Origin of the sequence: Azospirillum sp. B2RO_4, assembly GCF_051124815.1 — a bacterium.
Classification (GTDB): domain Bacteria; phylum Pseudomonadota; class Alphaproteobacteria; order Azospirillales; family Azospirillaceae; genus Azospirillum.
Genome location: NZ_CP118485.1, coordinates 48,989 through 72,383, shown reverse-complemented (window position 1 = coordinate 72,383; position 23,395 = coordinate 48,989). Strand labels below are relative to the sequence as shown.

At 68.5% G+C, this 23,395-nt stretch carries 10 protein-coding genes and 1 pseudogene; 9 read left to right on the top strand and 2 right to left on the bottom strand.

Annotated features, from left to right (window positions below; genetic code table 11):
* Window positions 1-159: 159 nt before the first annotated feature.
* Window positions 160-2,019, bottom strand: a complete 1,860-nt coding sequence (locus PWS46_RS00240) for a MobA/MobL family protein (RefSeq protein ID WP_434616478.1) — start codon at window positions 2,017-2,019, stop codon at window positions 160-162.
* Between the two features lie 1,067 nt (window positions 2,020-3,086).
* Between PWS46_RS00240 and PWS46_RS00235 the strand changes: the two genes are divergently transcribed.
* The 9 genes and pseudogenes from PWS46_RS00235 (at window position 3,087) to PWS46_RS00195 (ending at window position 19,635) form a co-directional block, all read left to right on the top strand.
* Window positions 3,087-3,626: a hypothetical protein gene (locus tag PWS46_RS00235; protein WP_434616475.1), complete on the top strand. Its 540-nt coding sequence runs from the start codon at window positions 3,087-3,089 to the stop codon at window positions 3,624-3,626.
* A 697-nt stretch (window positions 3,627-4,323) separates the two neighbouring features.
* A complete protein-coding gene (locus PWS46_RS00230) occupies window positions 4,324-5,067 on the top strand; it encodes a tyrosine-type recombinase/integrase (RefSeq protein ID WP_434616472.1) in 744 nt (247 codons plus the stop codon).
* Window positions 5,068-5,085: 18 nt separating this feature from the next.
* Window positions 5,086-5,559, top strand: a pseudogene (locus tag PWS46_RS00225) (tyrosine-type recombinase/integrase); the annotation flags it as partial.
* Window positions 5,560-6,177: 618 nt separating this feature from the next.
* Window positions 6,178-7,491 carry a hypothetical protein gene (locus PWS46_RS00220; RefSeq protein WP_434616469.1) on the top strand — a complete coding sequence of 438 codons (1,314 nt, stop codon included), beginning with the start codon at window positions 6,178-6,180 and terminating at the stop codon, window positions 7,489-7,491.
* Window positions 7,485-16,823 carry a hypothetical protein gene (locus tag PWS46_RS00215; protein WP_434616466.1) on the top strand — a complete coding sequence of 3,113 codons (9,339 nt, stop codon included), beginning with the start codon at window positions 7,485-7,487 and terminating at the stop codon, window positions 16,821-16,823. Before PWS46_RS00220 ends, PWS46_RS00215 begins: the two co-directional genes overlap by 7 nt.
* 25 nt (window positions 16,824-16,848) lie before the next feature.
* A complete protein-coding gene (locus tag PWS46_RS00210) occupies window positions 16,849-17,880 on the top strand; it encodes a hypothetical protein (RefSeq protein ID WP_434616463.1) in 1,032 nt (343 codons plus the stop codon).
* A 16-nt stretch (window positions 17,881-17,896) separates the two neighbouring features.
* The gene (locus tag PWS46_RS00205; protein ID WP_434616460.1) at window positions 17,897-18,088 is read left to right on the top strand and encodes a hypothetical protein; all 192 of its coding nucleotides are present in this window, start codon (window positions 17,897-17,899) and stop codon (window positions 18,086-18,088) included.
* Window positions 18,089-18,380: 292 nt separating this feature from the next.
* Window positions 18,381-19,247: a hypothetical protein gene (locus PWS46_RS00200; protein WP_434616457.1), complete on the top strand. Its 867-nt coding sequence runs from the start codon at window positions 18,381-18,383 to the stop codon at window positions 19,245-19,247.
* Window positions 19,248-19,308: 61 nt separating this feature from the next.
* Window positions 19,309-19,635, top strand: coding sequence for a hypothetical protein (locus tag PWS46_RS00195; protein WP_434616454.1), 327 nt, complete (start codon window positions 19,309-19,311; stop codon window positions 19,633-19,635).
* 955 nt (window positions 19,636-20,590) lie between these two features.
* On the opposite strand, the gene PWS46_RS00190 is transcribed toward PWS46_RS00195, so the two are convergent.
* Complete coding sequence (locus PWS46_RS00190; RefSeq protein ID WP_434616451.1) at window positions 20,591-23,386, bottom strand: DNA/RNA non-specific endonuclease; 2,796 nt, start codon at window positions 23,384-23,386, stop codon at window positions 20,591-20,593.
* Between the last annotated feature and the right edge of the window lie 9 nt (window positions 23,387-23,395).

The window sequence follows — 23,395 nt, the reverse complement described above, 5'->3', positions numbered from 1 at the left end:
TCCGCCGCTTGGCACCAGTCGCGGCAAGGTCGGTGACCTATGCCGCTGGCTGGTTGGAGAGCAGGCCACGCGCCCCCGAGCCCAGAGGACCACAGGGTCTACGCGGCTTGTCCAGTTCTCCATACGGTAGCCTTCTGTCGTTGTTGCGCTGGCTGTCGGTCAGCGGACCGCGATGATATCCGGCAGCCCCAACGGCCGGTCGCGGTACGCCCGCTCGGCCCGCGCCGCCGCCAAGTCGGTGTGCTTGCTGACGCCGCCGCCGCGGCCGTACTCGACAGCGTACTTGGCGATCGATCCGTGCTGCTTGACTTGCCGATGCACCCACAGCTCGGCCTCCTCAATGGACCCGAACACCTCGCCTTTGTTCGCGAAGCGCACGATCACTGTCTCTGGCACGCGAGGCGGCATCTTCGCCGCGGCCTCCAAGCGGCGCTCTTCCGCGTCGAGCGGAACGACGTTGATTGGGGCGGGGGCCAGCTTCGGCCGGGGTGCCGGCGGAGTTGGCTGCTTGGTGCGCGCCTCTTCCGCAGCGCCCTCCTGGGCGAGCAGCTTCCGCAGCTTCTGAACGCCATCTTCGACATTCGGCCGGATCGCCTCGGGCTCCTGCGGCAGGATCTTACCGACAAGCGCCAGGATTCCGCCCTTCACCATCGCCTCGACACGCTCGGCCAGGGCGAGCGCCACGCGCCGCGCCAGATCCCAACTGCGCCGCAGCAGGGCCTCGGCCGCGTCCGCCCGCTTCCTCTCGCCGTCGGCGCGCTTCGCCTCCTTCTCCGCCAGATCCTGGGCTGCGGTCAGCGCCGTGGTCAGCTGGTCGATCTCCTTCCGCGAGTCCTCGGCGTCCTCCCGGCGCCGGCGCTCGGCCGCCTCGCGCAGCGTCTCGACACGCTTGGCCACCGACAGGTCCGGGCCCAGCTCGACCTCCAGGTAGCGCTCGATGTCCGCAACGGCGCGCTCCAGGTCGTCGGCCCGGCGCTTGGTCGGCTCCAGCGCCGCATCAGCCGCGTTGGCCCGGGCGGTCGCGTCGAGCGCAGACTGCTGGTAGCCGGCGATCGCCTTCTCAGCGGTCGCCGCGCGGACCTTCGCCAAGTCGCGTTCGGTAGCCATGCGCTCCATCGCGGCGTCGTTCTCCTCGATGTCACGCTGCAGCTGTGTGCGGTCGATCTCCAACGCCCGCTGCAGGTCGCGGTTCTCGCCCTCAAGGCGGGCCACCTCCGTCATCAGGTGGTCGACCTCCTCGGCCCGCTCGTTGATCCGGCGTATACGCTCGTTGACGCGCTCGGGCGGCGGCTTGTCCTTGCCCTTGTACGGCCGGCCCGCCGCCGCAGCCTGCGCCCGCCCCGGCCCCTCATGCATCGTCGCCTCGCGCTCGATGCCCAGCGACCGGAAGGAGTCCACCTCCAGCCGCACTGGCGCACCGACCGCCTCCAGATAGCCATTGGCCAAGTCGCGCCAGTGCCGCCGCACGGCGCGCTTGCCCTCTCGCGCGGTGAAGATCTGCATCACATACTCACGCCTAGCTCGGGTCTTCTTGCCGGTTTCCCTGGCCCGCTCGGCGGCGCGCTTCTTCGCCAAGTGCTCGGTTTCCTGCCGGTCGATCAAGAGGATGTGGGCGTGCGGATTGCCCAACCCGTCCTTTGCAGCGCTGTCGCGGTGGATGCCGACGATGGCGCGGGCGCGCCCCTTCGTAAGGTCGCCGATGTAGCGCCGCACGAGTTCACGCTGCTGCTCCTCGGAGATGCCCCGGGGCAGCGCGATGATCAGCTGGCGGACTAGGCCGCGTCGCTCCTCCTCGTCCTTTGCGTCGAGCGGGGCGAACTCGTCGCGGATCGCCTTCCGCGCGGTCGCCAGCACCGTCTCGCGCGGCGCCTCGGCGGGCACGTCGAACCCGACGTGCATCAGGTCGGCGCCCTGCACGGCGTCAGCGCGGGTGTTGTATTTGAGGTGCTCGAGCGCCTGTGGGGCGCCGTCGAACGCGCTGATCTTGAAGCTCAGCCAGAGGGTGCGCGGAGGGCTCATCTGGGTCTCCTTCCCGGACGGGACAAGGCTCGTCGGTCGCCGATAAGAGTGGCCCGGAGGGCCACGTCCCCCCGCAAGCGGGGGGCTTATCGGCTAAGTGCGCAACCCCAAGTAACAACATGTCGATAGGGTGCGCTCACAAAGAGGAGACTGTTCGCAATCAGAGGTTATAACAAGGGGTCAGCCAACAGATCACGGCGGGAAAGTTTTCAGGAGAGGGGCGGATCGGAGAGCGCCGCAGGCCCGCATCAAGAACAGATTCAGGGATCACACCCCAGGCTCCGGCGCCGGAACGGCGCGCCGGCCTCCCTCCGGTCGGCCGACTATCACGCTCCCGATTGGCGCAGTCGGCGCCCTGCGGCGGCCGTTCGGCTCCCCGCCCTGCGGGTCGCAGTGTCTTCCTCACCCCTCTTGATGCAACGTTCCGGGGGATGCTCCGCATCCCCTCAACGCTACGATCCGGCGCGGCTTCGCCGCGCAACTGGCTCGGGCGCGGCGGCCCCCATAGCGCCCGAACATCCGCTTCGGTGAGTTCCCGTGCAGGCGAAGACCCTCACTAAGATCCGCTGACCGGCCGCTGGTCGCGTGAATCGGTCGATCGGATCACTTCCGTATCACAACCCTTGAGCGCCATGCGTACCGCGCGGGCGCACACGGCATCCTCTTGCCCGCAGCCGGCCGGGTCCACTACGGAGGCGCTGCCCAGGACATCGGTGCGGCGGGCCGCCGTCGGCTCACGCCATGAGGATTCGCGCGCGATCACACCGGCACGTCACTTGTGGCGCCGCAAGTCGACCATTGGACCTGTCATCTTGGCGCTGACGCTCCGGGCACGCCGTCGCCCGGCTGCACCCGCCAGCGGACGACCACGAGGTCTCCGGCCATCGCCATCTCACACGGCCTGCTGCAGATTTTGTCAGAGTTGTCCGGAAGTGGACCATATAGACGGGGAGGCCACACACCAGGAGGACATAATGGCAGGTAGGCAGTCAGAGAATATTTTCGAACGCGCTATCGAAGGATCCGTCGACCACCCTGAGAGCGCTCATTCGCTCGGCGTGATGAAGATGATCGACGACATCCTGCGCATCAATGACGACGTCGTCGCTGGTGTCATCGACGCCTTTGTCCATCAGATCGATCATCCCGACGCACCGGACGCTCAGACGCGCCTGGATGCGGCTGTCAAAACGTGGGAGCAGGCCTGCCATGCGTCCATGACGCCCGACATTCTCGACGACCTGCATCAGGACGCCGTCGCCCTGATCGAGGAGCGTAAGCGCTGGTCCCCGCAGCTCGACGAGATCCTGGACGGCTGGAACGCATCGCAGCGCGACCTCGGCTATGAAATCGCCGGCCTTCTCGACGGCCCGCGCGGCACGCTGCACCGGCTCTGGGCAGCGCTCTCCTCCGACAAGGCCTTGGCGGACGCCGGTGCTCCCGTGTCTGCGTCCGTCGTGCCGAACATCCGTAAGCAGCTCGAACGCTTGATCGGCCGGCCGCTGACGGCTGTCGAGTGGCAGCGCCTGGAGAGGCACGCTCACCGTCACGCACGCGACGTTATGGGGCCGCTCATGGGGTCGCTGTTGCGCGACATGAACGATTGAAGCTGACGCGCCGGCCGACTTGCGGCGCCGCAAATCGGCCGTCAAACCATTTGTCCTCGGGGCTCTGGTCGGAGCGGACCCGGTGGATCGTTTCACCGTGGTAAGCGTTGGTCGCCGACCACCTCGGGCGCCTGCAAAGCGGGGTGTACACAGGACCGAGCAGCCGCGATCGTCGGCCGGTACTGAATCCGTGCTGAGTGCAAATGAGAGCCGGCGCGCCGGGGCGCCACGCGCGGCATGTGGTCACCCTTCGCTCTGACGTCCCGCTTGGCGACGCCCCCGCGATTGGTAAGGGATCGGCGTGGACCGGCACCTTACGATGCCGGCGACATCAAGCCACTAACGAATAGCGAGAATGCTTCGGAAGAGCGGTGGACTGCTCTGCAACTGAACCGCGACAAACGCCCGTCATGACTTGGGCTTGCGTCGGCACACAGATCCAGTACACACTGGCTTTGGACACTGTTTCCGCCGCCGGCGGAAGGGGCCAGATAGCTGGCCCTAAGATATATGGCGGAGGGAGAGGGAATCGAACAAGTATTCGCCAGCGTTTTTACTGTTCGGCACCGTCCGCTATCTCATTGATACACATACATCATCAATCCATCAACATTCACCAACGTCCGTTGTCTTTCGCCTCCACCCAATATATGATGTGGGGTGAGGTGTGGGGTGAGAAAGACAGGGATTAGAACTGGTGAAGCGAACTGGCCGGCACCCGGAGAAAGCACTGTCCGCCGTCTTCGTGCGCACTGCCAAGCCCGGCCGGCACGCGGACGGCAACGGCCTGTACCTGGTGGTGGACCCATCCGGCGCGCGGCGCTGGCTGCTGCGCCTGGTGATCCAGGGCAAGCGGCATGACATTGGGCTTGGCTCCACCGCGCTGGTGTCGCTGGCCGAGGCGCGCGACACGGCGCTCGCCATGCGCAAGGTGGCGCGCGCCGGCGGGGATCCCCTAGCTGAGCGGCGCAAGGCCCAGCGCGTCGTGCCGACCTTCGAGACCGCGGCGCGCACCTGCCACGCCGAGCACAAGGACTCCTGGAAGAACGGCAAGCACGCGGACCAATGGCTCGCCACCCTGGACGCCCACGTCTTCCCGGTCATCGGCACCCTGACGGTGGACCGGATCGGCACGCCGGAGGTGCGCGATTGCCTGTTGCCGATCTGGCTCGAGAAGCCGGAGACCGCCCGCCGGGTGCGCCAGCGGATCGGGACCGTGCTGGACTGGGCGGCGGCCAAGGGGTTCCGCGAGGGCGAGAACCCGGTACGCTCCGTCACCAAGGGCCTGCCCAAGCAGAAGAACCAGACGACGCATTTCGCGGCGCTGCCCTACGCCGAGGTTCCCGCATTCCTCGCCCGGCTGCGCGACTCGGCGATGATCAGTCCCACGGTCAAGCGGCTCCTCGAGTTCGTCGTGCTGACCGCGGTGCGCAGCGGCTAGGCCCGCGGCGCGCGGTGGAGCGAGTTCGACCTTGCCGCGACGCTGTGGACGGTCCCAGCCGAGCGGATGAAGACGGGCAAGCCGCACGCGGTGCCGCTCGCCCCGCGCGCCCTTGCCGTGCTGGCCGAGGCCGCCCGCGCGCGCACCAGCAGCGACCCAGCGGCCCTGGTGTTTCCCGGTGAACGCTCGGGCAGGCCGATGTCCGACATGACGCTGACCATGGTGCTGCGGCGCCTCGCGGTGAACGCCACCGTGCACGGCTTCCGCTCCACCTTCCGCGACTGGTGCGCCGAGACGACCGACGCGCCACGCGAGGTCGCTGAAGCCGCCCTGGCCCACGCGCTGGAGAGCAAGGTCGAGGCCGCCTACCGGCGCTCGGACCTCCTGGAAAAGCGGCGCACACTTATGGAACAGTGGGCGATACATTGCGCCGGTGCCGCGATCCCCGCAAAGGACCAACCGGCAGGGAGCAAGCTGAACGGACGGCCGTGAACGCCGCCCCACTAGCGTGGCGGCACGGCGAGTGACGGCCCGGTTGCACGCGGCAGGGATCGCCGAGCTGGAGACCCGACCTCTTGGCGCGCACGCAGAGCCACGCCCCGCCGGGAAATGCCTCAGCACGGCACCATCCGCCACGACCCTTGATTTCGATGTCGCGCCGAGCCCAGTCGATCCGAATGACCAGCCGTGGCATCATTACCGGTCGGCCACGAAGCAAGTACGCAGCAATGCTTTTTTAAGCAACCAAATGAGATCGAGCGGCTACGATCCACACATACTCCAGTATGCATCACAAGTCGCGCAATTAAATTGCCTGTTCTCAGCTCACCCATTGGTATTAGTTTGCTTGGCTCATGGCATATGGCGACAAAAAAGAGTATTGAACACATCGGTCATCGATGAGATAGTTCGCATACCTGACGATGTTCCCATGATGACTCACGGGCTCCTGGCCAAAGGCGCCCGACTGCATCGATAACTCTCGTATCGACTGACACCAGCCACGCAGGCCGGTCCGATTGATTGCGCCTTGCATGGCTCTTCTTACTGCGCCCAACCGAGCCGGAGCTCGATATGCGTCCAGGGAGACGTCGCACTCGCGCAATTTCCATGCTGCTTCTCGCCGCCGCGCTGCCCGGTTGTCAGCACGCCGCGCCGAAGGTGCTCGACGTCGTGCCAGCTAGGGGAGAGCCCTTGATCTACCCCATCGTGCCAAAGCGCGTGCCGGCGTTCGCGGGAAGGCCTGATCGTTCCTCCGTCTCGATCGTGCTCCCCGTGGATTGGTCAAGCCTGAACATGGATCGCTGCCCAACGGGCCAGACCATCGCGCCGAAGGACCAGAAAGCATCAGAGGACCAGGAGGCACCAGGAGACCTCACCATTGAACTGAATCGGGTTACGTGGGTGCGGATTGGCGACGGCGACCGGCCGCTGGCCGTCCGGGTGGACTGGACCGCCCCTCCGGAGCCAACCGAGGCGGTGCGGTTCGTGGCCGACGGTTTTAAAGATAACCTGGAGGCCTGCATTCCGGACGAGCGGCTGCGCGCCGAGGCGGCCGCAGCGGTGGTGGCGGCGCTCCCCAGGTCCCCAAGCGCCGACCTGAAGATGCGGTTCGGCCTGACTGGAGGCCCCGTCCTCGGCGGCTCGGCTCGCGGTCAGGTCGATCTCGCGCCGGGGATGGAAATGCTGATCGCCGGCGCGACGATTGGCCGGAGTGCCAGCGAGCTGGTGTACGTGGCCGCCGCGCCGCAAAGTTTCCACGTCTCCTCCCTTCCGGGGGAAGAACCCTATCTCAGCTTCCAGCCGGTGCTGGACACCTTGGGTGTTGCGGTGAGCCGATCCACCGACGTGGCGGCCGCGAAGAGCCAAGGAGTGGAGTTGACGCATCTGGTGGATCTGCTCGGCGACCAGCCGTGCCGCCGTCATGGCCGGCTGTTCTATCCGACCTCCATCCCAGACCGCACCCCCGTCCCCGATCCAGCGCCCCCACCGTCCGCGGTATCGCAAGCCGTGCTGGTCTTCGCGGGGTCCCGGACGACGCTCGATGACGCGTCGAACCGCAGCCGCGACAGCCTCACACAGATCTGCCAGGCGCCGGCCGTTGGCAACTCCTGCACCGCCTTCCGGGAATGCATCTACTTGCCGCCACGCGCCGTCCCGCTCGTGCGCATCCCGATCCGGGTTCAGGGGCGTAGTGAAATGGCGGCCGCGGGAGAACGCCTGGGCCACCTGCTGGAGCGTGCTGGCGTCCTGCACGGCTCGGCGGTCGAGGACTTGTCGCGCGTTACGCTCACCCGGCGGACGCCGTTCGGCGAAACCCGCCTTGCCCCGGACACCGTCGACCTCACGCCAGAGGCGGCCCGCGCGCGCGCGCTCGCCATTCTGGCGCTGCCACTCGCCATTGGCGATGACGTCGCATGGTGACGCTCGTCAAGCTCGGCACCAGCCGCGTGTTTGCCGCGGACGGCGCCACCGCCCCGCGCTTCTACTTCATTCACGACGCCGACGCCCCACCCAGTTCCCTGTCCCTGAAAGACACGGCGGGAAAGGGGCGCTACGCCGTCGTCCGGCCGCGCGCCGAGGGGCGAACGCCCGCGCAGATCGAGGGGCTGATGGGGCCGCCGCGCCCGGACCGCAAATCCAGCCTGCGCTGGTTCGCGCGCGACGACAGCCGTCTGGCCGAGCTCCTCCTGACGCCGCAGGCGGACCGGACCGCGACCGACGCCGTCCTGGCCATGCGCAATCTCTCTCTGTACCTGGGCGACCGCGCCCGCGTGGAGGTTCTCGACGACCGCATCCGGTTCACGCAGGACCCGGCGACGCCCACCTTCGGCGCCGTGCGCCTGATCGCCGGCGGGGACGATACCGGCGTCGAAAGCCGCATCGATCTGCAGACCGACACCGGGGCGGTGGGGCTGGAGATTCTGGCCGACGGGCCGATGGCCGGCTGCTGCGCCTTCAGGGCGACACTGGACGCTGACGCTCTCACCGCCCTGCGCATCGACATCCGCTATTTCGTGAAGCACGGCAGCGACATCGATGATCCACGCATCGCCCGCGCCAGGGCCCTGCGCTTTCCGGTGCTGGACGCCACCGCGAGTCTCGACGTCCAGGCGGTCCTGGACCCGCTGGATGTCGAGGACCACGCGCGCTCGCGATTGCGCCTGGTGCACGCCAAGGACGATTCGGGCGTGCCGACCGCCTTTGCGACGGCGCACGGGCACCGGGTCAACCTGCGGTCCGTGGACGACGGCAGCGCCATCGTCTTCGTGCCGTCGCTGCGCACCTACAAAGCCTCGACCGCACAGCCGGTTGACCGCCCCGGATTCGCTGCCACGTTCAGCGGGGCCTTCGCTCTGCACGTACCGGGCGACGACGGGAGCCCGGGATGGCCGGAGGAGCACCTGCTCGTCACCGGCAACCTCGGGACGGAATTCATGCCCTTTGTCCCGGAGCGCCCCGACGCGCCGGGCGATCACCTTGTCTTCGACCCCAACAATCCGGCGTTCCTGCGCGACTCCGACCCGAGCCTGCCGGCGCTCGCTTCGGACGACGATCCGAATGCCCCCGGCACCGCGCTGTCCGGGATCGCCCGCACGGCCTGGGCGGGGCTGCAGCGCCATGGCAGCCGCAAGGCGGCCTACGTGGCCCAGCCCGAGGACGCGCCGCTGTTCGGTCACGCCGAAGGTCCCGGACTGGCCGCGGAAGGCCCGGCGCTGCTGCCGTTCTCGAAGGTGCCGCTCCTGCAGAGCCCGACGAGCACGCCCCTGGTGCCACTTCTTCCGCTCGCGTCCGTCGCCGGGGCGGCGGCGCGCTTCGAGGAGGCCGTGCGGTGGGAGCGCTCGGTCCTCGCCGGCGCACGCCGCAAGTTGATGCGCGCGGCAAACCGTGCCTCGCAACCGGGTTTCGCCGCGGAGACGGGGCGCTGGGTCACCACGCCGCAGGGCTTCCTCGTCCGGATCGTGGACAACCGCTGGCAAGAGATCAAAATCGCCGTGGGCGAGCCCGACCAGGCGGCGAACACGGACGCGAACACGGACAGGCGTTCGTTTCTGCGGATCGAGCGCCCGCCGGTCACGGACTGGATCCTGGAGGACGCGCTTCAGCGGGACCGGGTCTTCCTGGTCGTCTCGCGCTTGAAAGCAGAAGACCTCGGCACCGTCTACCTGGAAACCACCGTCGCGGGGTGGAGGGTCAAGATCGACCTTGGTTCGGCTGGAGGAACCGGGACTGGCGTCGCCGTGGCTCCCACGCTGGTGTTCAAGTTCCGCGACGGCGCGGCGCGCGATCTGCTGAACGACCCAGCGACATGGGCGCGGGCGAAGAGCTTCAACGACTCCCCCGAAGCCCAGGCGGCCTCGATCCAGGCGCTGCTCGACCGGTACAAAGCGGATGGACCGGCCGCCATCTACGCGCCGCTGTTCGACCGGCTGGAGGATCCCGCGTGGAACGGCGTGCTGGCACTCAACGTCGAGCCATCGGGCTTCCCCAAGGAGGCCGTCGTCCTGGCTGCCGGCCTCAAGGAACTGGACCGCTTCCGCTGCCGCTACTTCGGTGTTGACTACAACCGCATCCGCGCCGAAGGCAGCCTCGACATGGAGCGCAGCTCCCTTTTCGGGTTGATCCACTACAGGGCGCCGGAGAACCGCCCACCGCCGACCGGCGACTACGAGTACGTGGTCACCTACCTTTCGGTGCTGCTCGACAACTCGAAGATCGTCAAATTCGACAGCGAGATTGAATTCCACATTGGCTCGATCTTTGGGGGCCGCACGAGCGCGGAAACATCGCGGCTCCTGCTGAAGGGATACTACGAGGATCGGGGCGGAACCGGCACCTACACCTTCCTCAACGAGCAGCCGCACACGGTCACCTTCAAGAGCTTTCCGGTCATAAAAGCGCTTACCGTGTCGCGCCTCCAGCTCGGCGCGGTCGTGACGCCCGGCCCGACAGGCGAGGAGCAGTCCGTGAAGGCCCGGTTCGGGCTTTGGGGGGGGATTGAATTCAGCCAACTGGGCGGTCCGTCGGCCGATCTGTTGTCGCTCAAGTCCCTGACGTTCGGCGATGCCGCCGTCACCGCCGGCTTCACCGTCAGCGGCAAGGCGGTAAAGGGGCTGACGTTCGGGGTCGATCTGGCCTCCATGTCGGTGGACGCGCAGGTCGGCGACCTGCGCGATGGCCTGTTGTCCAGGCTCCCTTTCAAATTGAGCGGCTTCCTGTGGCCGGGCGCGGGGGACGGCCGCCTCACCATGCCCGATCTCGGCTACGTACCGTTGGGCTTCGGCTTGCCGGAGGTCCCGGCCTTCCATTTCGGGCTTGAGTTCAAGCTGGATCTCGGGTCGCTCGGCAGCCTGATCAGCGCCGCCAAGCGCCTCGGCGCCCGCGTGGTGATCGGCTGGCCGGACTTCAACAAGCCACCCGTGCCGAGCGGATTCCCCTTGGCGTTGGGCTTCAAGCTCGACGGCGGTTCGGGGCCGCTGGACATCGGGCTGCAGGGTATCCTGAAGCTGAGCGCCCGTGACGTCTTGCTCGACACCGGCGGCTCGGACTACCGGCTCGTGCTGGTGGATTGCGTCCTGGAAGCGCTCGGGCGGAAGCTGCCCGAGGCCGGCACGCTCAACGTGATCTTCTTCGCCCCGCCCAAGCAGCCGGAAAAGTTCGGCTGGTTCGGCAGCCTTCTGGGCGCCGGAGGGGCGCCGCTCCGCCTCGACTATCTGGCGCTGGGCCAGCGGGTCGATCCCGATCCGAAACGTGAGTTCACCGGATCCACCCACGCGGTGGTGGCGGCCATGCGCAAGGCCTTTGGCGAGATCAAGGCGGCCAAGGACATCACGCCCGATAAGATCAAGTTCGACGCCGACGCCGGATGGACCGTGGCGCTCAGCGCCGCGCTCGGCACAGCGGCAACCGTCGAGCTCGTTCTGATCGACCGCCCGCCGGCGCTCTACGGTCTGCGCGTCCGAATTCCGGGAGAGGGCGCCCCGGCGCTGTTCGACATCGATGTCATCTACCGCCGCATCACCGACGAGATCGGCGTCTTCGCCGCGGACATCCAGCCCCCGGACACGTTCCGGACGCTCGAACTGGGCGCGGCGTCGGTGATCCTCGGCAATCTCGGCATCGAGGCCTACTCCAACGGCAACTGGAAGCTGGAACTGGGCTTCCCAAAGGGGCAGGATTTCTCACGCTCCTTCAACGTCCAGGTGCTGCCGTTCATCGGCTACGGCGGCGCCTACTTCGCGCGGAAAACGTCGGCGACCTCGGCCCTGATCACCAAGCCAGGGTACGATCCGGTCATCGAGGTCGGGCTGGCGTTTCGGGTTGGGCTCGGCAAGGAGATCCGGCGCGGCCCCTTCCACGCCGGCGCCTCGCTGACCGTCTACGGCGTCCTCGAGGGGGCGTTCGCCCGCGAGGCCGCGGGGTCGCAGACCCACTTCCGCCTGATCGGTCGCGCCGGCGTGTTGGCAGAGATCTTCGGCGCGGTCGATTTCGGGATCATCAAGGCCGCCGTCGTGGCGCGCGCCTTCGCGGAAATCGGCGTCGATTACGAACAGAACCGCTCGCTCGTTCTCTGGATCGAGGCGGGCGTCAGCGTGTCGGTCACGGTGGTGATTGGCCGCATCCGCATCTGGGGCGCCACCATCGAGATCAGCATCAGCTTCGGCTTCTCGACCCAGATCAGCTACCGCTGGGAGCTGCCCGAACGCGGGGCGGCCCTGGCCGCGGCGTCCGACGTGATCGCGTGGGGCGCCTTCCCCTATTTCCAAAAGATTGGAAGGCCCAAGGCGGCCCTGTCCCTCGCCTTCACCCTCGACGTCACCCAGGCGACGGAGAGCGGACGGATCGAATCGCGCGTCGTGCCCCTGCTGGTCCTGTTGCGCCCTGCCGACGGCCCCCGCGCGGCCGAGCGCGACTTGGTCCACGCGCTACTAGCCTTTGCTGTCGCCATGGGGATCGGCGACCAGGGGCACTCCCCGCTCGACTGGACGGTCACGGGCGGGCAGCTTGCACGGCTGGCCGAAAGGCTGGACGCCGGCTCGCTGTCCCGCGCCGGGCTGGCGCCGCTCGACTACGGGCGGATCACCGCCTTCCTGGCCGACAACTTCGACGTCTCGGTGGCGCCGACACCCCGGGAGGGCAAGCACCTGGGCACCTTCGTGCCGATGCTCCCGGACGCCACCCTGGTCCTGAGCCGCGACGGCGACCCCGCGAGCGTCCTGCAGAGCGTCGCCTTCTGGGATGACGGCCACACCCCCACGCACGACGACGGTTACGAGCGCCAAGTGCGCGACTTCTTCCAGAAGATGATGACGACCCTGGAACTGCGGGCCCACCCGGCGATGGCGGCGGTCAGCAGCAGAAGGACACTGGCCACGATCGCCTTCGAAGACTGGGTCGCCATGCTGGTGAAGGGCGTGGTGGACCGGGCGCGCTCCATCCTGGAAGCCCAGACCACCGCCGGCGGCGACTGGCGGCGCACAGCCGCCCCGCTCGGCGAGATCATGGGAAAGATCGGCGATGCGGAAGCCGGCGCCCTGCTGGACATGGCGGCCCGCTTCTTCCTGCACGGGCTGCGGCCGCCGAGGGACGGAGCACCCGGGTGCGCGGCGCTGTTCGATCTCCTGGGCCAACAGATCCCCGGCGTCCCACGCACGCTTCCCGCTGGCGACACGGCGTACGACGTGCGCCTGGAGGCACGACACGGGGTTGGCTGGTTCCGCACCGCCGGACCCCTCGTCCATACGGTCGAGGTCGCCAAGATCGCCGCCGCCCAGGCGCTCGCGCCGGATCCCGGAATCAAGGTCTTCGCACCTCTGCCCGTGTTCGAGACGCGCCCTCGCAGCGTGCGCTTGGCGATGCGGGACAGGCTGCAGACCGCGGGGGTACCGTCGGGACGGAGCCTGTGGCCGTTGCCGGCTCCGCTGGTCGAGGAACTGCGAACCGGCTGGTCGGGCACGGCGTTCCAGTTGACCGCCGTCGAACACGCCCGGCCGGGCGCGCCGGAACGCGCCGTGGTGGTCGGAGGCTGGACCTGGGCAACGCGGATCGAACTCGGGGTGCGGCCGGTGTTCGGCAACGCTCCCGAGACCGGCACGCGGCGCGCGCTCCCCGGCCTGTACGAACTCGTCGGGACCGACACGCGCAGCCGGCTCGTTCTGGAGCGCCTCCTCGGCGAGGACCGCGCGCTGCTCCAGGACGCGACGCTGCGGGTGGCCTATCGAAAAGCCAAGGACACGCAGCTCACGGTCGATGACGCGGATCCCGGCGTTCTGCTGGTCAAGACGAACCTTTCGCCGAAGACCCTGCCGCCGGTCGACACCGGCGCGCCGGGGTTCGCCGCCGTGGACGCGGCGGACGACGCGGCGGCGATCACCTCGGCCGCCGGCTTCTTGAGGCTGGTTCGGGAATGCAGCGTCACCAACGCACCGGGCTTCACCCTCCGCTATGCGGTACGCGGCACGACACCGCTCGACGACCTGCTGCGGGATGCCGGGGGCGAGCGCGCCTCCATCCAGCTTCTCATCGAGTACGCCGGCGGAACCGAGCGGGCGCGCGGCGTCTTCGACGCGGTGTTCGCCGCAGAGCCCGACGCCGGACGGTCGCTCGTCGCGGTTCTGCCCGAGCAGAGCACCAGTGCGGCGGCGGTGGAACCGGGGTGCCTCACCCTCAGGGTCGAGCGGACCGAGCCCAATCCGGCCGCATCGGAGAACGAGGCGCTCGCGGCGCAGTTCAACCTCCTCGACTTCGCGATCGCAGGCAGCGCCGCCTTCCAGGCGGTCCCGCCCGATGAGATCCTGCCGTTCGGCCCGACCGATGCCGGACCTCCGGCCGCGGGCCGCTGGCGCTACCGGCTGTCCATCCCGCTCTACCGCTTTGCCGCAGCGAACGCCGGGAAGCCGCGTGCCGACGTGTCGCCCTACGCGGCCATCGGCGAGACGGCGACCATCCGGTTGGGGCTGCGGGATTGCTACGGCAACCGGCTGGACATCGCCGACGCGACGGCCACAACCACCATCACCGTTCTGTACACCGACGAGATCCCCGCCCCGGCGGAATGGCCCGCGGTCGCCCTGTCCTACCGGCCCGACCCAGCGCGCGCCGGGCGGATCGAGGTTTGCCTCGCGTTCGCCAAAGGCTGGGCGGATCCCCCGGCCGGCGAGCCCGACCCGCGGGCTCGTCTGGCCCGCATCGAGGCTGCCATCGGATCGCTGCGGCACGTCGTGCACGTCCTGCGGGCTCCCGGGGTGAGCGTTGCGGCCGAGGTTCGGGCGCAGGACCTGTTCGACGGCAAGGATGTCCTCAGGGCGTCGGCGCCAATTCCAATAAACACGCTGGTGACGTTTGTGGAAGGCGTGATCGCGGCCCTGGGATCGGGACACGCCCCACCGCCGGTGTGCGCGTCCGTGGATGTGAGCGCCCTTGCCGGCGTCGGACGACCGGTGTCCGCCTTGGTCGCCACCGTCTTGGTGAACCGCCGGCCGGAGCTTGTGCACCCGGAAGCGACGGCGGTGGGCGCGACGAAGGTCCACGCCGTCGCGTCGGTGGTGTCCCCCGCGGTCACCGGGGATACGGACGATGCTTGGCGCCGGTTCGCCGAAGCCTTCGAGACGACCGTGGCCGGCATAAGGATCGCCCGCGCCGTCGATCGGCGCGGCCGTGGCGGCCTGCATGTCGTGCGGCCGAACCTGCTGGTGGCGAACAGCCTGTCGGAGTGGCCGAGCCCGGCGTTCTTCGCGCCGCGGCCGCTGTCCACCACCCTGCGCTCGGGCAACGTCCTGGTGCGGGTGTTCCGCGACGATGACACCCCCGACTTGATCCCCGCCACCGTCACCGACGTTGATCTCGACGCGCGGGCGGCCGATTTCCTGGCCGCGGTGGAAAGTGTGCTGACACCAGCCTGCGCGGTGGCATGCTGGCAGATCGACGGCAGCGCCATGGCGCGCGTCATGGGCGCGAAGCGAACGCTGGCCCAGGCGTTCGCCGAGCGCGCCACGCCGATTCTGAAAGCCTCAGCGCGTCCCGAGCCGCTGCACCGCCGCGCGGTGCAGACGTTGCGCGAGGAGTTCCTGGGCGATCTCACGGCGGTCTATCGGGTCTCGACGCTCATCCAGTTTGCGCTTGCCCCGGCCAGCCAAGGCACCAGCGCGCCCCGGATCTTTGGCCGCCCGGCGTTCGTCGATCCGAAGCCCGCCCCGGCGTCCGCACAGCTGGGCAGCGCCAAGATCGAGACGGCGCCGGCCGACACGGCCCCGTCAACGGGATCCCCGGCGGGCGGTCCAGTGCTGAACATCCTGCTGACCCCCGACGCGGACAACGCCCACGCCATGCTGACGGCCGGACTGCGCGTGCTGATCGACTACATCGAAGTTCCCGAGCCACAGGACCCAGGCCTCGGCGGCTACCGCGGGTCGCGCTGGTTCCGGCTGCTGACCGGGAAGGACGAAGCTGTGCCCCTCTCGACGCCGTCGGGACGGCGCTGGGACATCCCGATCCCCTTGCGCCGCTTCCCGCCACCGCCGGTGGCGCTGGGGCACGCGGCCCAGGCCGGCCGCGACCTGCCAGAGGAGGCGCCGCCGCCCACCCCTCCCAAGCCGTCCACGCCGGCGGACCACGTGACGCGGGCGCGGGCTTGGAGCTACCGGATCGACTATGGCCGGAGCTGGTACGCCCAGGACACCGCCATCCTGTCCGCCAGCTACAGCGCGTACGCGCCGGCACGGCTGGCGGGGGAGGGGCGCGGGCCGCTCGACTGCCTGGTCAGCTTCCACCGGCATTGGCCGGCGCTGTCCCCGCTCCTGCTCGGCCTGTCGAAGCCGGTGGCGCCCGGCGCCGCGGAGGCGGTGCGTTCGGCCTTGCGCCGCTTCGCCCAGCTCGTGGAGGAGGTGGCGAACGCCCTTGGAACCGTCGCAGGGGCGGCTTTCGCCGAAGCGACCGCCAGCGACAAGGCCACCCTCACCGAGTCCTTCGGCGGCGGGCAACTCGCCATTGCAGCCTGCCTCGACCGCCAACCGGTTCCGCGCGCACGTCGAATTCTGCCGCTGGCGCTTGACGAGACGGGGCAGCCCGTCCCGCCGAAGCTGGTCATGGGGGACCGCTACCCCTGCGTGACGACGCTGTACGCTATGCCCAACGCCCCAAAGCCCGGCACGCCGGTGCGCCGCCGCGTGGTCTTCGGCGACTTGGACGCCTTGCGTGAGCAGGTGGCGTGGGGCGCGGTGGACCTGCTCCGGAACGCGAACATTGCGACCAGCCCAGAACTGGTGAACGACCAGTTCCTGTACAGGACGGGGAGCGTTGGGGTCGGCCGGAAGATCGGCCCGCGCCTTGAGTACGCCACGGCCATCAACTTGGCAGACGACCCCGCCTCGACGCCGGCGGAATCGCTGGAGACGAAGCTGGTGCGGTTCTTCGGCACGCTGTTCGACCGCGCGGAGGGGCAACTCCTCGCCGGCACAAGGGTCGAGTTCGCCTCGGCTTTGGGTGCAACGGTGGACCATCCACGGCATGACGCGTGGGTCCGGCTGCCCGTCCTGTTCTGCGCGCCCACGCCGGTGGACGCAGGCGGTGCCGCGCTGGCGCGGACTCTTGGGCAGGGCGTGGCGAGCTGGCTGGCCCGGAACCGCGTCGCACCAACGGCCGGCGGGCGGCCGACGCAATTCCGTTTCGAGATCGTCGTCATGGCCGAAACGGAACGCGAGCGGGTGCCGATCCTCCTGCTTCGGAACGTCTTCTTGGAGACCGGCACCTTTGCGTGACCTTGGCCAATCGAGGAGAGCACAGATGGCGGATTTCTCGACGATGTGGGAAACTAAGCGCAGCCTCAGCCGGCTCTGGCTCGGCCCCGACTCCGGGCACCGGCGTACGTCGGCGCGCTCCGCGGTCTCGGCGTTTACCGAGGCGGTGCGGCCAGAGGTCAACGTCCACGCCGTGGGAATCGGTCCCAAGATGGTCCAGGGCGAGACGACCGGGGACATGGCCATCCGCGTCTACGTCGAGAGCAAGTTCGCGCCGGCCGCGATTCCGGATGACATGAAGCTGCCGTCCACGATCAACGGTTTCCCCACCGACATCATCGAAGCGCCCCGCGCGCGCCTCGCGTCGAACCCGCTGGCGACGACCCGCCGGCGTCCTCTGGTGGCAGGGAGCAGCGTGGGGCATTACCGGGTCACCGCTGGGACACTCGCCTGTTTCTGCCGGTCAACCAAGCCCGGGGAGGAGGGCGTCATCCTCGCCCTCAGCAACAACCATGTCTTTGCCGCCATGAACCTCGGCCAAACCGGGGATGCGATCCTCCAGCCGGGCTGGAGGGATGGCGGGGCTCAGCCCGACGACGTGTTCGCAACCTTGCACCGGTTCGAAGCTCTCGAGTTCGCCCCCGCGGTCAACCGCCTCGACGCGGCGGTCGCCTTGGTCAACTCCGGAACGGAGGTCAGGGCCGAAATTCTGGAGATCGGCGCGGTGACCGGTTCAGCCAACGCCGCTTACAAGCAGGCCGTGCGCAAATTTGGCCGAACGACCGGCCTGACGCGCGGCACCGTGACCGACGTGGCCGTGGACATTGCCGTGGACACCAACGATGGTCGAACGATGACGTTCGACGACCAGGTCTTCGTCGCCTCGGATGGCTCCGGGCCGGTGGCGCTGCCCGGAGACAGCGGCTCGCTTTTGGTGAATGACGCGGGCGAAGCCGTCGCCCTGTTGTTTGCCTGTCCATCGGATGGCAGCTACGCCCTGGGTGCGCCCATTCGCTTGGTCGAGGAACTACTGGCCATACAGTTGCTGACCGATGACGGATCCCCAAAAGCCGCTTGACGGCGTGAAGCGTGATATGAGCCGCGCCCATCTGGGAGAAGCGGGCCTGCAGGCGGTCGGGATGGACCCCGATGCCGACTGCATCGTGCTGTACTTCGCGAACTCGGGCGACGCAGCCAAGCGCGCGGCCCTGGTGGCGATCATCGAGGCCGAGGCGCGGCCCTATGCGGTGCGGGTGGAAACCATCGGCCAGGCGCGCCTCTCATGAGCGTGCCTGGTGAGGCGTTGGTCGGACTGGCGGGGGCATCCCTGTTCGGGGCGGTCGCGGGCTGGCTCGGCGCCTCCAAGTGGACGGCGATGCACGGTTGGAGCGCTGGCGCGTACGCCGCCGTCCTTTTCGTGTCCGCGGTTGGCACCGCTTACGGCCTCAACCTTGGGCGCCCGGTCGCGGTGGCGTGGGGTTACCTGGGCGGAGCGGTCATCGAACTGGGTCTCACAAGCCGGATGCGCTCGCTCAGCAGGGCAGACGCTCCCGACAGCTAAGACCGGAAGGAGGAATCATGGAGCACGCGACCACGCTTCAGATCATCGGCGCCGGCGCCTTCGGAGTCATCATCGGATGGTATCTGTACTTCATCAACCGCTTCCGGAAACAGGACGTGCAGATCGGCGACCTGACCACGGTGATCGGCGTCGTTGGCGGTGCCGGGATCACCGCCCTCTTCAAGGCCGAGACCGACTTGTTTGCCGGATACGGAATCGGTCTGGCCGCCGGGTTTTTCGGCTACCTCGTTCTGCTCTCGTACCAGGTGTCCTCGTCGCAGAACTTCGACACCGACTTCTTCTTGGACGGACGGCGGAAGAGGCCGCTGGAACCCTTCTACATACCAGGTGACGTGGCACCGACGGTGCACCCGATGATGGCCGCAGAGGCGGTGCCGGCCCCCCATTCCGCGACCGGGCAAGCGGCGGCGATCGCAAGGCCACGTCTGGCTGCGGTACCGGCTGGCCGTGCCGCCGAGATCATTGCCGCCTGCGAGGACGAGTGGCCGGCCAACAAGGCCGACTGCAACGCGTTCGTCAAGGACGTTGCGGCGCGCTTCAAGGTGATCCTGACCGGTCAGGCGGACGACATCGTAACGCAGATCCAAGGGGCCGGCTGGCAGCAGCTCCGTGACGGCATCGAAGCGAAACAAGCCGCCGACGCCGGAAAGCTGGTCATCGGGGGGCTCCAGGGATCGAAGCAGGCCGACCCCTCGCCGCACGGGCACGTCGTCGTCGTGGTCGCCGGGCCCCTTGAGCACGGGCGGTACCCCAGTGCGTATTGGGGCAAGTTGAACTCTGTCGGCGAGCGCAACAAGACCATCAACTGGGCATGGCGCGCGGGAGATCGCGACAAGGTCGTATACGGTGCCCGCGACGTCTGAGCGCCCGGTCCGGCGGCGCTGCCGCCTCCGACCGCTGCAACCATTGTCTCTGGAGGGAATCATGGCAACGACGTGGACGCTCAAGTGCGTAAGTGGCAACGACGTGGCAACGCTCGCCATCGTCGATTCGCTCAACCCTTTGCCGGGGTCGGACACCTGGCGCGGCGTCGAAGGAGCGGGCGTGTGGGGAGATCCGACGCAGGGCAGCGTGGCGAATTGGGCCACCGGACGCACACTATTGCACGCCGGCGCCGCCACCGTGGTGCACAGCTTGGAGAATTTTGGCAAGCAGACCGGCGTCGGAGCAAGCGGCGCCGGCGACAAGGCGCCCACGGGCGGAAGCTTTCCGGACGGTGCGTTTACCTGGACCTGCACCAAGCGGGAATGAGCGTCAGCCTGCCTTCCGGTGGGGCAGTTTCGGCCGGGACGAGTCGGCGTCACGGTGTGCGTCGGCACAAAGCGGCCGGCCAGCCTACGGGTGCTTGGGCTCACAAACTCTGCCATCCCGACCCCGACGTGACTCAACCGGTCGCGCTGCCCTGGCCGATGGGGCAGGTGACCGTCACGTCGACCGACCTGCGGCCTGCAGATCAGCGAAACGAAGCCGTTCTTCACCGGGGCGATGCGCTCGGCTTCCGCCAGGACCCAGGCTGCCCACCGGTCGGGATCGTCGTGTGCGATCGGCAAGTCCGAGGAACGGCTGAGAACCGTATGGACGCAGGCCCGGCTTCCGTCCGCTTGGCGCAACGCCGCCTGACCGTCGAGGCGCTCGATGCGCTGTAGCGCGACACCGAACTTGACCGGTCAGCGACAGTGACGCCGTCGTTGTCGCGCTGAGTGTCGTCCAGCGCAGGTTGCATCCGGGCCGAATGGTCCGCCTTCAGCAGGCCCTTATCAAGCCTGGCCCTTTCGGGCCACCGCCTGCGGCGGCACGGGGCTTGACAAGGACCTGCCTTCAGGCGGCTCGTTCCACCATCGGATGCATGGCTTCGTGTCGCTGGCTCGTCAAGTTCACTGTCGCTGAACAATGCGCTCCGTCTCGTCCGTGGCTTCGCGGGATTTCCGCACCGGAAGCCCGACGGAGCGAGATGGAACGACCAACCGCATGCTGCCCTTGAAACGGGACGGCGCGGACGGCATTCCCTGGCGCCCGGCCGGCTCTAGGCGAAAGGAAACATCTTGATCGCCCAGCTTTAGACCCGCCTAGCGTGTCGCAATGCGTGCTCCGCCGCCGCCTCATCGACATCGACGCGGCTCGGGACGGTCCCGGCTTTCGGCCCGGGCCGGTGCGGGCACGCCGCACCAGCGACGTGCCCTCGGGTGATGCCGCGAACCGTGCGGCGTTAGAGTTGCCACTCCTTCTCGTTGTCGTACTGGACTTTTTCCGAGAGAACGGAAATGTGGACGTGCTTGTTGTGCGGGTTCGCCCCCGTATAGGGACGCCAAGCCCAGGCCGGCTGGCCGTCGATCGTGGCGTGGTTTGCGATCCGACGGTCCCAGATGACGTACTTCACGCGGTCGTCCTTGCTGGCGACGATCGCCGCCGCCAGCGCCCCGGCGTCACAGCCGCCGCGAGGGTCATGGGTGATGTCCATGGCCGTAACCACCCCCGCCGCGCCGTCGGTCACCCACGGATTGTGATCGGAGTTGCGGCTGGCGTGGGCGGCGTCGCCGATGGTGCCGTCGCTGCCCTTGTTGCGGTCCGGCGCCTGCGCGTTCACCTGCTCGCGCAGGACCAAGAGACTCTTGGCGACGCGCCAGGACGCCGGCGCCTCGGCCAGCCGGACGGTGCGGTTGACACCCGGTTCCGCCTCGATATCGTCGCCCGACTGCGGCGCCTGGTCCACGGCCGCGGGCGCGAGCGACTCCGTGCGACGCACCCCGCCTCTGAAAGCCAACGCCTCGGCCTGGTCGGTGGCAAAGCGGTCCGCGGCTCGCACGAGGCTGCCGAAGTCAACGCCGGCCGCGTCCTCGATCGCCGTCAAGGGTGCCATCAGGCGCCGGAAATTCTCGGGTGCCGTAAACTCGAGAGGCACGTCGCTCAGATCCTGTTCCAGCACGAAGCCGTACGCCGCCAGCCCGTCGGCGGTCCTCGCCACCACCACCTTCCAATACCGCGACGGAATCTGCACCCGCAGCGCCTGCCTGCCCTCGCCCTGGCCCTCAAATGGCCGGTCCTCCGGCGCGAGGATCGGACCAGCGAACAGGCAGAACCGCTCACTGGCCGCCTCGGCCAGGACCAGATCCTCCAGGTCGCCCCAATTGTCCTCGCCGAGGGTGGAGCGGTTGAACTGGGCCACTTGCGGCGAGCAATTGGTGATGTGGTAGGTGTCGCCGTTGGCCCGCTTCAGTGTGGCGTAAGTCTCGCCCCAGGCCACGTCCTCGCGCCGCACGATGTGGCCCTTGTCGAAGGCGCCGCCGTCGCGGGTGTAGAACGCGTCCACCAACTGGTAGGCGGCATCCAGCCTGGGGTCGAGGAACCACTTCTCCTGGTCGTTCTTGCCAAGGCCGCTCAGCCCTTTGCGCGTGGTGGGGCGCCCGGGTTCCGGGGTGCGCAGGTGCGGCTCCCGCGTAACGTTGGCGGCGGTGATCAGGGCCAGCCGCCGTTCGGCGTGCATGAGGATGGAGAAGTTCTGGTAGGTCAGCTCGGTGCCGCCGTCCCTCAGGGTCGCCAGCAGCCGCGGATCGCGGGCTTTCGGCAACGGCACCTCCCGCCCGTTCAGGAAAAACGGGTCATACCCGCGGCGCCCCGCGTAGTTGGTGTCCCGCTCCGGCTCGCGCAGGGCTTCCTGCGCGTCGGCGCCACCGGCCTCGCGCGCGGTCGGCGCGGACACGGCCGGCGCCACGACCCGGGCACCGTCTCCGATCTCCACGGTGATGCGCAGCGGGACCTCGAAGGTGGCCCGGCCCGCGGAGCAGGGCACGATGCCGTGGTCGGTGGCAGGCAGCGCCGGCGGCCGTCGATCGTCGTTCATGCTGACCTCTGTCTCGTTCCAGGCATTCAGCCACTCCGGCGCGGGGCCACGGGGCGCGCTGCCGGCGAACGCCACCCCGGCGTCGCGGACGCGAGCGTCCCTGACCAATTCCGCGGTGGGAACCGCAACGTTGATGTCCAAATACCGGCCGCCGAAATGCAGGGCGACGACCTCACCGGTGGCCAGGTCAATCACCGCGGAACCCGAGTTTCCACCGAGGGTTGAGCAATCGTGGGCCGCCGCGTCGACGATCTTGGCGAAGCTCTCAGTCTGCCGGCGCGCGGCGATCTGCCCGGGCTGAAGGCGCTTCACGCCGTAGGTGCGATCGAAGAGCTTGTCCTGTACGGCGGGATCGTTGCGCAGCGGGTCGTAAGCCGGATAGCCCACAACGGCCACCTCGCGCGCCTCCATGCCACGGGCGTCCTCGACCGACAGGCGGAGCGAGCCGGCGGCGGCGGCAAGCCCCTCCACCTCGAGCAGCGCCATGTCCCACCATGGGTGGATCATGCGGACCGACCGCACCGCCAGCGTCAGGCCGCGAGGACGCCCCCGCTCCTGCCGGAAATCCACGCCCGCCTGCATGCCGGTGCGGAAGCGAAGGTTCTGCACCCCGACGCCTTGGGCGAAGATGTCCGCGACATGGCGGTTGGTCATCAACAGCCCCGGCCCGACGACGAAGCCCGTCCCGCCATAGGGAATGCGCGATTGGCCGGGCAACTCGATCCGCCCGATGCATGGAAAGGCGCTGATCAGGCGGCGGTGAATAGCCAGATCGCGTGTCAACTTGCCCCAGAGCCAATGGTCCGCCGCGAAATCCCCATCGACGATGTCGAAGGCCGGGCGCCGGTCCGGAATGATGATGGCTTCCGTCGCGAACTGCTCGATCGGCGTCAGGGGCTTGTTTCCACCGCGCAGCTTTTCCGCCGCGCTGAGGGCCGCCGCGGCCAGCCTCCCGTCGGGGATCACCTTGGCGCCGGCGGGCGGGACGACCGGCGGCGGTGGGGCTGTTGCCTCGGTCGCCAGCCGTCCCGCCGTCCGGTGGCCGGTTCCAAAGATCGCTTCGGTCGTCGCCGCGACCTGCCGCGGCAGGTCGCCAAGCTGGTCGCGCCCGCCGGCGATCTGCACAAGAAAGTCCCGGACGCGTTTCTGGTTGCGCTCTGCCATGACTCCTCC

Excerpts from the sequence above, each read along its gene's own strand:
- PWS46_RS00190 (WP_434616451.1), bottom strand. The coding sequence starts at position 23,386 with ATGGCAGAGCGCAACCAGAAACGCGTCCGGGACTTTCTTGTGCAGATC.
- PWS46_RS00220 (WP_434616469.1), top strand. The coding sequence starts at position 6,178 with ATGCTGCTTCTCGCCGCCGCGCTGCCCGGTTGTCAGCACGCCGCGCCG.
- PWS46_RS00215 (WP_434616466.1), top strand. The coding sequence starts at position 7,485 with ATGGTGACGCTCGTCAAGCTCGGCACCAGCCGCGTGTTTGCCGCGGAC.
- PWS46_RS00195 (WP_434616454.1), top strand. The coding sequence starts at position 19,309 with ATGGCAACGACGTGGACGCTCAAGTGCGTAAGTGGCAACGACGTGGCA.
- PWS46_RS00210 (WP_434616463.1), top strand. The coding sequence starts at position 16,849 with ATGGCGGATTTCTCGACGATGTGGGAAACTAAGCGCAGCCTCAGCCGG.
- PWS46_RS00205 (WP_434616460.1), top strand. The coding sequence starts at position 17,897 with ATGAGCCGCGCCCATCTGGGAGAAGCGGGCCTGCAGGCGGTCGGGATG.
- PWS46_RS00235 (WP_434616475.1), top strand. The coding sequence starts at position 3,087 with ATGATCGACGACATCCTGCGCATCAATGACGACGTCGTCGCTGGTGTC.
- PWS46_RS00240 (WP_434616478.1), bottom strand. The coding sequence starts at position 2,019 with ATGAGCCCTCCGCGCACCCTCTGGCTGAGCTTCAAGATCAGCGCGTTC.
- PWS46_RS00200 (WP_434616457.1), top strand. The coding sequence starts at position 18,381 with ATGGAGCACGCGACCACGCTTCAGATCATCGGCGCCGGCGCCTTCGGA.